Raw genomic sequence first — 10,423 nt, 5'->3', positions numbered from 1 at the left:
AGGACGGTTACGGCTACGACATCCTGCGCCGGCTGCGCACGGCTGGGCTCGAAGAGGTCGGCGACGCCTCCGTCTACGGCACCCTGCGCCGGCTCGACGTCGCGCGCCTGGCGCAGCGTCGACGCCGCGGCCGTGACCTCGCCGTCCTGCTGCAGCACCCGGCCCAGGTTGGCCAGGTGGTGCGCCTCGGCCGCCGCGAAGCCGAGCGCGTGCGTCGCGTCCGCGGCCCGCCGCAGATGTGCGGCCGCGTCCGTGAAGCGCCCCTCGGCCTGGGCCAGCTCGCCGAGCAGCGCCTCGGCATGGCTGAGCGCCCACTGGTCACCGATCGGCGCGAGCAGCCGCAGCGCCTCGGCGCACGCCGCGCGGCCGCGGTCCGTGGCGCCCAGCGCGATCTCCGCCCAGGCGGCGAGCAACCAGCTCACGCCCTCCTCCCAGACCAGGCCGCGCGCCTGGAACGCGGCCCGGCACCCGGCGAGCAGCCCGAGCGCGTCCTGGGCCCGCCCCTGCTGGCTCCGGACGAACGCGAGGTGGAGCCGACCCACGTCAGCCGCCCCGTCGTGCGCCATCGCCTCCTCGATGTCGGCCGTGGCCCGGTCGAGGTCACCACCGGAAGCCTCGAGGAAGCCGGCCAGCAGCAGCGCGGCCGACCGGTCGCCCGTTGCGGGGAGCGCACCCCGGATCCGCCGCGCCGCGTCGGGCCCGGCGCCGAGGATCGCCCACGACCAGCCGAACCCGGTGGCGATCCGTAACCCCAATGACGGGTCGTGGCCGGCGGCCCACGCCAACGCGGCGTCGACGTTGGCGCGCTCCTGCCGGACCGTCGTCAGCAGCTCGGCCTGGCCCCGCCCGCGGACACCGGCGGCGACGCGGTCGGCGGTCGCGGCGACCCACGCGGCCTGGGCGCCCAGCGCGACATCGGCGAGCCCGGACTCCCGCAGCCGTTCCAGGCTGTACGCGCGGACGCTGTCGAGCAGCCCGTACCGGTCGACGCCGTCCACGCGCACCAGCGAGCGGTCCACGAGCCGGTCCACGATGTCCACCGCGGCGGGCACCTCCAGCGCGCCGAGCACCTGCTCGAACGCGTCCAGCGGCGCACCGCCGGGGAAGCAGGCCAGGGCCCAGAGGCCGCGCTGGTCGTCCGGGAACAACAGGTCGTAGCTCCACCCGATGGCCGCGCTCAAGGTGCGCCGGCGCGTCGGACCTCGGCTGCTCGGGTCGGCCAGCAGCGCGAACCGGTCGTTGAGCCGGCGAGCGATCTCCGCGATCGACAGCACCTTCACCCGGGCGCTGGCCAGCTCGATGGCCAGCGGAAGGCCGTCGAGCGACCGGCAGACCGCCGCGACGGCGTCGCCGTCCAGGACGAACGACCGGCGCTGGCGCACCGCCCGCGTGGTGAACAGCGCGACGGACTCCGCGAGGGACAGCGGTGCCAGCGTGTGTACGGCCTCGCCGTCGACGCCGAGCGGCACCTGGCTGGTCGCGAGGACCCGCGCCCCGGGCGCGGCCCGCAGCACGCGGCTCACCAGCTCGGCCGCGTCGTCGCGGACGTGCTCGCAGTTGTCGACCACGAGCAGCAGGTCGCCGCCGCGCAGCCGGTCGGGGACCGCCGCCTCCGGCACGCCGAGCGCCGCACCGACCGTCGGCCACACCGGTGCGCCCGGGGCGATGCCGTCCAGGCCGACCAGCCACGCGCCGGCGGGCGGCGCGAGCGACCGGGCCACCTCGACCGCCAGCCGCGTCTTGCCGACCCCGGCGGGACCGACCACGGTCACCAACCGCTGCGCGGCGAGCAGCCCGCCGACCGCGGCCAGGTCCGCGTCGCGTCCGACCAGCGACGCCGACACACCCGGCAGGTTGCCGACCGGCGCGTCGAGCCCGTGGTCCTGCCGCAGCACCCGCTGCTCCAGGTCCTGCAGCTCCCGCCCCGGCGGCACACCCAGCTCGTCGGCCAGCAGACGGCGGACCCGCCGGTACGCGTCGAGCGCGTCCGCCTGCCGCCCGGCCCGGTAGAGCGCCGTCATCAGCAACGCCCACCGCCGCTCGCGCAGGGGCTCGGCCGCGACGAGGTCCGCCAGCTCGCCGACGACCTCGCCGGCGGCCCCCAGCGTGATTCGCGCGGCGAACAGCTCCTCGGTCAGCCGGTGCCGCGCCTCCTCGAGCCGGGCCCGATGCGGCGCGATCCAGTCGCCGTCGCCGGCCACGTCGCCGCGGAACAGCGCCAGCGCGGCCGTGCACGCGCGCTCGACGGCGGCGGCGTCACCCAGCGACCCGATCGACGCGGCGAGCCGGAGCACCTCCAACGCGTCGACGCGCCGCGGCTCGACGGCCAGCGTGTAGCCGTCGGTGCCGCCGACCACCAGCGCGCGGTCGCCGAGCGCCCGGCGCAGCGCCGACACCTTGACCTGGAGCGTGTTCCGGCTAGCCGTGCCGCCCCACAGGTCCTCGATCAACCGTTCGGTCCGCACGGGCTCACCGGCCTCGAGGGCGAGCCGGACCAGCAGCTCCGTCGTCCTGCCGGCCGGCACCCGCACGAGGACGCCGGCGCGCCGCACCTCGACGGGACCGAGGACCGCCACGGTAACCATGACGGGGAGCATAGGGCCGTCAGCCGCCCGTCAGTGCACCGTCAGCGCCCGGGCCGATGCTGCCGGCATGACCGCTTGCTCTGCCGCCATGTGCGCATCACCCGGTCCGGGCACGCTGGTCCGCCAGTTCATTCGCGGCGACGCGGCCGCGGCCGCCCGCATCGTCGACCAGGCCCGGACCAGCGCCGACCCGGTCCTGCTGGCCGCGGCGGCGTTGATTCAAGCCGACCCGGGCCGGCTCGACCGGACCGCCCGCGCCGCGACCGGAATCCGCGACCGCCAGCTCGTCGCGATCGCGGCCGCCCACCTGCGCGGCGACCGCGACTCGTTCCGCGCCCACCAGGGCGCCGTGACGACGTGGTTCACGGTCCTGGCCCTGTCGGCCGCCCTGTTCGCGCCCATCGCGATCGGCATCGGTCGCCTTTCGGGAAGCTCGGGACGCTCGGGAAGCTCGGGAAGCAGAGCCATGCGGGCCGCGGTGTCCGTCGGCATCGCCGCCGCCGTGGTGCAGGTGATCGGCCTGGCCCGCTGGTCGCTGCTGGTCCCGGGGTTCGCGGCCGACGCCGCCGACGCCGACCCGGCCGTCGCCGAGCGCGGACGCGACGCGTTCGCCCTCGCCCACCTGGTCCTCGGCAACATCGTCGGCGAGACCCTGGGCTACCTGCTCACGGCGGCCTGGACGCTGCTGGTCCTCGCCGCCTTGCGGGCCGCCCGCTGGTTCACCGTCTTCGGCGCGCTGGCCGCGGTCCTCGTGCTCGCCGGCGTCCTCTCGCCGCTCGACCTGCCGGGCGTCGACCTGGCGAACTTCGTCGGCTACGTGCTGTGGAGCCTGTGGCTGGTCGCGTTCGCGGTCCAGGTGCTCCGCGGGCAGGTCAGGTGACCGGCGTGACGATGCCGTACTCGTGGATCTTGCGGTAGATCGTCGCGCGTGACATGCCCAGCGAGCCGGCGGCCTTGATCTTGTTGCCGTCCCAGTCGATCAGGCTCCGGACGATCGCGTCGCGCTCCATCGCCTCCAGCGGGCTCAGCAGCCGCCGGCTGACCGTGCGGCACTCCGGCGGCAGGTCGGCCGGCAGGATCGCGCCGCTGCGCCGGTGCTGCACGACCTTGCGCAACACCCGGTAGAGCTGCTCGGTGTTGCCCGGCCAGCTCGACCGCACGAGCAGCTGCATCGCCTCGGCCGAACAGGCCAGGTTGCCGCCGCTGACCAGCCGGGACAGGAAGAACGGCACGAGCGCCTGCACGTCCTCGACGTGGTGGCGCAGCGGCGGCAGCTCGACCGTGCGCGGGAAGAACCGCAGCAGCCCGGCCAGCTCGCCGTTGTCGTGGCGCTGGCTCAACGTCACCGCGACCCACGGCGGCCGCTGGGCGGCCCGGGCCTCCTCGAGAAGCCGGGCCAGCGCGCGCGACCGGCCGCTGCTGAGCCGGTCGACGTGCCTGATCACCACCGAGCCCGAGCCGGCGAGCAGCTCCCGGCGGGCGTCCGCGAGCCAACCACGCCGGCTGGCCGCGGTCGCATCGAGGACCGCGAAATGGACGGCGGGACGGCGGTGCTGGTGCACGGCGCGCACGACCGCGAGCTTGCCGACGCCGGGTTCGCCCTCGACCGCGAGCCACTCGCCGGCCTCGTACCCGGACTGCACCTGATGACAGCCCCGCAGCCAGAGCGCGCCCGAGCCGACCAGCCCGGGTAGGAACATCCGGGGAGCCGTCTCCGGTCGTGGCCGCACGCCGGGCTCGGACAGCTTGACGTGCACCACGCCCCCGGCGAGGCGGCCCTCGCCGCGCACCGGCCGGCAGTAGAGCCGCGCCCGCACCCCGCTGGGCAGCTCGACCACGACGGACGCGGTCGGCGTGCGGCTGGCCAGCGTCTCCGCGGCCTGGGCGAGCAGCACCGACTGCTCGGTGGGGTCGAGCACCTGGCGCGCGTGGTCGTTCATCATCACGACGTCGTTGTTGAGGGCGAAGACGATCCCGGCGGTACGGCGGCAGGTGCGCAGATACTCCTGCAGCAGCTCCAGCTCGCGGATGCCGCTGTCGGTCAGCAGGGCCTGCTGGATCTGCCCCGCGGTGGTCTTGGCCAGCGTGAGCAGCAGCGGGTCCGCGTCCTTGCGCCAGCAGGTCAGGTCGACCGCCCCGACGGTCTTGCCGGAGATCGGATGGTGGATCGGCACACCGGCGCAGGCGAGGTCCTCGAGGTTCTCGGCGTAGTGCTCGTGCCCGAACACGTGCATGGGCCGGCCGCCCTCCAGCGCCGTGCCGATGCCGTTCGTGCCCACGTATTCCTCGGCATAGCTGAACCCCGGTGCCAGGTTCACCCGATCGAGGTACGCGTCGAGATCACGCCCGGCGTCCATCCGGGTCAGCACGAGCCCCTGCGGGTCGGTGAGGATGATGCTGATCGGCTGCCCGTCGAGATCCTCGCGCAGGTGCCGCAGCACCGGCAGGGCGCTGCGGGTCAGCGGCGTGTCGAGGTCGGGGTCGCGCATGTAGGACAGGTCGACGTGGTCCGCGGCCACGTTCCAGCGCCTGGACCGCCACCACGAGGCAAGGATCGCGTCGCGCACCTGGTTGGGGTCGACGGCCTCGGCGGTCAGGAACTGTTCGCGTGTCTTCGCCAACTTGGCGCTGTCTGTTATCTCGTCTGGAGTCTTCGAACCCGGAAGCATGGGGCCCCCTTGTTCGCTCGAACCGCGCCGGCCCGCGCGGGATCGCCGGAGCACGCTCGGCGTTACATCGTGGTTACACGTTACGCGCCGTGTCGATGCCGACCGTCTCATGTTGAGACCGCACAGCCGGCCGCCGGGTGTGGACTCGGGCGATGGAGCCGACGCGCGAGTCGTTCAATCCGTGGAGCGTCGTCAACGTGGTCTTCCACCACCTCGCGGCGCAGGGCCTGCATCCGATCCTCGGCGGCGCGGATCCCGGGCCGCCCGCCGCTGATCTTCTGCGCGCGTTGGGCATCGAACCCGCGGCCGAGGGCGACCGGCAGGTCGGCGAGAACGTCAAGAAGCACCTCGCCGAGATCCGTGCCGCGATGTTCGACGAGGACGGCTCCTGACTCAATGTGAGACCGCACCCCGAGCCGACGTGCGGTCTTATCCGTCGCATGGCGCACAGTCAACGGTGAGGAGTGACCCATGAGTCGGCAGAGCGTGGCCAGGGCTCATCAGAAGATCCAGGAGTTGTCCTGGGAACCCATGTACCACGAGCCGGTGTCCCACTACGGAACCGACTACACCTTCCGCAAGGCGCAGAAGAAGGATCCGCTCAAGCAGGTCCTCCGGTCGTACTTCCCGATGCAGGAGGAGAAGGACCATCGGGTGTACGGCGCCTCCGACGGCGCGATCCGCGGCAACATGTTCCGCCAGGTGCAGGAGCGCTGGCTGGAATGGCAGAAGCTGTTCCTGTCGATCATCCCGCTGCCGGAGATCTCCGCCGCCCGCGCGATGCCGCTGCTGTTCCGCACGGTCCCCAACCCGGAGCTGCACAACGGCCAGGCCATCCAGATGATCGACGAGGTCCGGCACTCGACGATCCAGCAGAACCTCAAGCGCCTGTACATGAACAACTACATCGACCCGGCCGGCTTCAACTCGAGCCTGCGCAACTTCCAGAACGACTACTGCGGCACGATCGGCCGGCAGTTCGCCGAGGGCTTCATCACCGGCGACGCGATCACGGCCGCCAGCATCTACCTGACGATCGTCGCCGAGACCGCGTTCACCAACACGCTGTTCGTCGCGATGCCGGCCGAGGCCGCCGCGAACGGCGACTACCTGCTGCCGACCGTGTTCCACTCGGTCCAGTCCGACGAGTCGCGGCATATCAGCAACGGGTACGCGACGCTGCTCATGGCGCTCGCCGACGAGGGCAACCACCAGCTGCTCGAGCGTGACCTGCGGTACGCCTGGTGGAACAACCACCGCGTGGTCGACGCCGCGATCGGCACGTTCATCGAGTACGGCACGAAGGACCGGCGCAAGGACCGCGAGTCGTACGCCGAGATGTGGCGCCGCTGGATCTACGACGACTACTACCGGTCGTACCTCGTACCGCTGGAGAAGTATGGTCTGGTCATTCCGCACGACCTCATCGAGGAAGCCTGGAACCAGATCTGGAACAAGGGCTACGTGCACGAGGTCGCCCAGTTCTTCGCGACCGGCTGGCTGGCCAACTACTGGCGCATCGACCCGATGACCGACAAGGACTTCGAGTGGTTCGAGCACAAGTACCCCGGCTGGTACGACCGCTATGGCAAGTGGTGGGAGAACTACAACCGGCTCTCCACGCCTAACGGGCACCACCCGATCGTCGCCGAGGACGTCGACTACCAGTACCCGCACCGCTGCTGGGTCTGCATGGTCCCGTGCCTGGTCCGCGAGGACATGGTGATGGCCGAGGTCAACGGCCAGTGGCGCACCTACTGCCACGAGGCGTGCCGGTGGACCGACGTCGAGGCGTTCCGCCCGACCTACCAGGGCCGCGAGACGCCCAACATGGGTCAGCTCATCGGGTCCCGCGAGTGGGAGACGCTCTACCACGGCTGGAACTGGGCCGACGTGGTCTCCGACATGGGCTTCGTCCGCGACGACGGCAAGACCCTGGTGGCGCAGCCGCACCTCAACCTCGACCCGGCGAAGATGTGGACGCTGGACCACCTGCGCCGGATGGACCCGTTGCTCAGCCCGAACGTGCTGCTCAACGAGATGACGGACGAGGAGCGCAACGCGTTCCACGCCGCCTACATCCAGGGTGGACCGGCCGGTCGCCCCGCCCGCACCGACACCCCCTGAGACCGGGCCATGAGCGCGAAGCACCGGGTCCGGTTCGAGCCCGTCGGCATCGAGATCGAGGTCGACGAGGAGCAGACCGTGCTGCGCTCCGCGGCCGAGCAGGGGCTGATGCTCATGCACGGCTGCAAGGAGGGCCAGTGCGCGGCCTGCAAGTCGTTCGTGCTCGACGGTGACGACATCGAGCTCGACCGGTACTCGACCTTCGCCCTGCCCGACTACGAGAAGGAGGAGGGCTTCACGCTCCTGTGCCGGGCACACGTCTACGAGGACGTGACGATCGAGCTCCTCAACTTCGACGAGGAGATGATCCGGTCCGGGCTGCCCATCCAGAACGCCGTGGCGGAGGTCGTGTCGATCGACCACGTGACACACGACCTCCGGCACCTCGTCCTGCGACTGATCGACCCGCCGGACCTGACGTTCTTCCCCGGGCAGTACGTGGACATCGCGGTGCCCGGCACCGCGCACACCCGCTCGTTCTCGATGGCGAACACCTCCAGCCGGGAGGGCGGGCGGCTGGAGTTCGTCATCAAGGTCTACCCCGACGGTCTCTTCTCGTCGTTCCTCGACAGCCGGCTGGCGGTCGGGGACCGGCTCGACCTGACCGGACCCTTCGGCGTTTTCACGCTCCGCGAGGGGCACGACGAGGACATCGTCTTCGTCGGCGGCGGCGCCGGCCTGGCACCGATCCTGGCGTTGCTGCGCTCGATGGCGGAGCGCGGGATCGACCGCCGGGCGGTGTTCTACTACGGCGCCCGGCGCCGCCGCGACCTCTGTTTCGTCGACGAGCTCAAGGCGCTGGAGGACAAGCTGCCCAACTTCCGCTTCGTGCCGGCGTTGTCGGAGCCGTCAGCGGAAGACGGCTGGGAGGGCGAGGTCGGGCTGATCACCGACGTGGTCAAGCGGCACGAGGCCGATCTGCGCCGCGCGCACGCGTACCTGTGCGGGCCGCCCCCGATGGTCGAGGCCGCGATGCCGTTGCTCGGCCTGCTCGGCGTACCCGAGAAGCACATCTACTACGACAAGTTCACGACGACTGGTGGGGAGGTCTAGATGACGTCCGCGACGGAACGCAGTGTTCCCAAGCCCGTCTTCACCGACGCCGAGGCCGGCGCGAAGGAGTTTCCGGACTCGACGTCGCGCCGGTTCAACTACTACATCCCGCAGAAGCGCAAGCAGACCCACTACGAGGACGTGACGGTCGAGGTCCAGCCCGATCCGCGGCACTACCTGTCGCAGGGCTGGCTGTACGGCTTCTCCGACGGCCGCGGCGGCTACCCGCTGGACTGGACCGTGCTGAAGGCGTGGGGCTCCGACCGGCCCGAGCCCGTTCGCGGCCCCGGCTCCGGCGGCAAGGGCTACGACTGGCCGGCGCACGGCTGGCACGAGTTCCGCGACCCCAACGAGGAGTGGGAGCTGTCGCTCTACCGCTACAACGCCAACGTCGTGCGCCAGGTGGGCCAGAACGTCGAGGCGGCTCGCCGCTCGAAGGCGTTCGGCCAGTGGAACACCAACTGGGTGCGGTTCGTCGAGCGGCACGTCGGCGCGTGGATGCACGTCGACCACGGGCTCGGGCTGTACCTGTTCGCCAACGCCAACCGGCGGGCGCCCACCAACATGCACAACAACGCGATCTCGGTGAACAGCATGCACCGCATCCGGGCCGCGCAGGACCTCGCGCTCTACGGGCTGACGCTCAGCGAGGAGATCGAGGGCTTCGACGGCTCGGCGCACCTCGACGCCTGGAACAGTGACCCCGCCTGGCAGGGCGTACGCCGGACGGCCGAGCGCCTCACCTCGGTCGACGACTGGTGCGAGGCGGTCTTCGCCGCGAACGTGGTGTTCGAACCGCTGGTCGGCGAGCTGTTCCGCAGCCACCTCGTGCAGCACGCCGCACCGCGCAACGGCGACTTCGTCACCCCGACGATCGTCGGCGCGGAGGAGTACGACTTCTCCGAGCGCGACCTGCGCTACACGCGGGCGATGTTCGAGCTGCTCACCGCCGACCGCGAGTTCGCGGACCACAACAAACGGATCCTGCAGTCGTGGCTCGCCGACTGGGTGCCCGCCTCGATCGCCGCGGCCCGGGCGCTGCAGCCGCTCTGGTCGCAGCCTGACGCCAAGCCGCCGCGCTTCGAGGACGCGCTCGACAGTGCCAAGAGCCGCTTCGCCGGCATCGTGACCGACCTCGGCCTCGAGACACCGAAGGAGCTGGCCCAGTGACGCAGTTCAAGGTTTCGGAGAGCCCGTTCAAGTCCGACAGCACCGCGTCGAACATGTGCGGGTTCACGCTGATGAACAACCAGGTCGGCGTCGTGGTGGCCGACGTCATGCGGACCAAGCCGAACGTACGCGTGACGCCCTTGCCGTCGATGATCCGCGTCGACGCGCTCAACCGGATGGACGTCGTCTACGACGAGATCTCCGAGGCGCTGGGGGAGGAGGCCGGCTACTTCGACGCGGCCGAGTTCGAGGAGAGCATGTCGACCCACTACGGCCGCATGATCCACGAGGACGACCGCACCATCATGTTCGCCAACCCCGAGGACGCGGCCGAGTACATCGGCTTCGACCTGACCGCCGGGAGGTAATCGCCTTGTACGAGAAGGACGGGGAGAAGTACTTCGTCGTCGACAGCCACATGCACTACTGGCAAGCGGGTCCGGAAACCTGGGTGCCCGGTGCCGAGCACTACGCCAAGGGCTGGATCGAGTGCTTCCACGCGTACCAGGGCCTGGCGCCGGCCGAGACGCACTGGCCGATCGAGAAGTTCATGTCGTACACCGAGGACGATCTGATGAAGGACGTCTTCGAGGACGGCTATGTGGACGTGGCGGTGTTCCAGCCGACCTATCTGACCGAGTGGTACAGGGACGGCTTCAACACCACCGAGCGCAACGCGGCGCTGGGCGAGAAGCATCCGGGCAAGTTCATCGCCAACACGCGGTGGGACCCGCGCGAGGGCGAGGACGGGCTCAAGAAGCTCGCCGAGAACGTCGAACGCTACGGCTCCAAGGGCGTCAAGCTCTACACGGCCGAGTG

Annotated in this window: 8 protein-coding genes and 2 pseudogenes; 8 read left to right on the top strand and 2 right to left on the bottom strand. The window is 71.1% G+C overall.

Annotation, left to right across the window (positions count from 1 at the left end):
- Positions 1 to 95 (top strand): annotated as a pseudogene (locus tag AB0H87_RS31225) (PadR family transcriptional regulator); the annotation flags it as partial.
- 1,854 nt (positions 96 to 1,949) lie between these two features.
- Here the strand turns inward: AB0H87_RS31225 and AB0H87_RS31220 are convergent.
- Positions 1,950 to 2,585 (bottom strand): annotated as a pseudogene (locus AB0H87_RS31220) (AfsR/SARP family transcriptional regulator); the annotation flags it as partial.
- Between the two features lie 67 nt (positions 2,586 to 2,652).
- Between AB0H87_RS31220 and AB0H87_RS31215 the strand changes: the two are divergent.
- Positions 2,653 to 3,465 carry a DUF4386 family protein gene (locus tag AB0H87_RS31215; RefSeq protein ID WP_360153649.1) on the top strand — a complete coding sequence of 271 codons (813 nt, stop codon included), beginning with the start codon at positions 2,653 to 2,655 and terminating at the stop codon, positions 3,463 to 3,465.
- On the opposite strand, the gene AB0H87_RS31210 is transcribed toward AB0H87_RS31215, so the two are convergent.
- Entirely contained in the window at positions 3,458 to 5,206 is a 1,749-nt protein-coding gene (locus AB0H87_RS31210) for a GAF domain-containing protein (protein ID WP_360153646.1), read from the bottom strand. The two genes, AB0H87_RS31215 and AB0H87_RS31210, sit on opposite strands and share 8 nt — an antisense overlap.
- 200 nt (positions 5,207 to 5,406) lie before the next feature.
- On the opposite strand from AB0H87_RS31210, the gene AB0H87_RS31205 reads away from it, so the two are divergent.
- The 6 genes from AB0H87_RS31205 to AB0H87_RS31180 form a co-directional block, all read left to right on the top strand.
- Positions 5,407 to 5,646 carry a hypothetical protein gene (locus AB0H87_RS31205; protein WP_360153643.1) on the top strand — a complete coding sequence of 80 codons (240 nt, stop codon included), beginning with the start codon at positions 5,407 to 5,409 and terminating at the stop codon, positions 5,644 to 5,646.
- A 79-nt stretch (positions 5,647 to 5,725) separates the two neighbouring features.
- Positions 5,726 to 7,381, top strand: a complete 1,656-nt coding sequence (locus AB0H87_RS31200; protein ID WP_360153640.1) for a methane monooxygenase — start codon at positions 5,726 to 5,728, stop codon at positions 7,379 to 7,381.
- Positions 7,382 to 7,390: 9 nt separating this feature from the next.
- Positions 7,391 to 8,434, top strand: a complete 1,044-nt coding sequence (locus tag AB0H87_RS31195) for an FAD-binding oxidoreductase (RefSeq protein WP_360153637.1) — start codon at positions 7,391 to 7,393, stop codon at positions 8,432 to 8,434.
- Positions 8,435 to 9,604 (top strand): toluene hydroxylase, encoded by a 1,170-nt coding sequence (locus tag AB0H87_RS31190; RefSeq protein WP_360153634.1) that lies wholly within the window; start codon positions 8,435 to 8,437, stop codon positions 9,602 to 9,604.
- Complete coding sequence (gene mimD / locus AB0H87_RS31185) at positions 9,601 to 9,972, top strand: propane 2-monooxygenase effector subunit MimD (protein WP_360153631.1); 372 nt, start codon at positions 9,601 to 9,603, stop codon at positions 9,970 to 9,972. Before AB0H87_RS31190 ends, mimD begins: the two co-directional genes overlap by 4 nt.
- Before the next feature lie 5 nt (positions 9,973 to 9,977).
- Positions 9,978 to 10,423 (top strand): amidohydrolase family protein (locus AB0H87_RS31180; protein ID WP_360153628.1); only part of this gene is annotated, 446 nt, incomplete at its 3' end.

Origin of the sequence: Asanoa sp. NPDC050611, from assembly GCF_040654855.1 — a bacterium.
Classification (GTDB): domain Bacteria; phylum Actinomycetota; class Actinomycetes; order Mycobacteriales; family Micromonosporaceae; genus Asanoa.
This window is presented reverse-complemented; position numbering and strand designations above follow the sequence as displayed.

What these genes read in the sequence shown, in the direction of transcription:
- AB0H87_RS31215 (WP_360153649.1), top strand. Translation starts at nt 2,653, where the DNA reads ATGACCGCTTGCTCTGCCGCCATGTGCGCATCACCCGGTCCGGGCACG.
- AB0H87_RS31205 (WP_360153643.1), top strand. Translation starts at nt 5,407, where the DNA reads ATGGAGCCGACGCGCGAGTCGTTCAATCCGTGGAGCGTCGTCAACGTG.
- AB0H87_RS31200 (WP_360153640.1), top strand. Translation starts at nt 5,726, where the DNA reads ATGAGTCGGCAGAGCGTGGCCAGGGCTCATCAGAAGATCCAGGAGTTG.
- AB0H87_RS31195 (WP_360153637.1), top strand. Translation starts at nt 7,391, where the DNA reads ATGAGCGCGAAGCACCGGGTCCGGTTCGAGCCCGTCGGCATCGAGATC.
- AB0H87_RS31190 (WP_360153634.1), top strand. Translation starts at nt 8,435, where the DNA reads ATGACGTCCGCGACGGAACGCAGTGTTCCCAAGCCCGTCTTCACCGAC.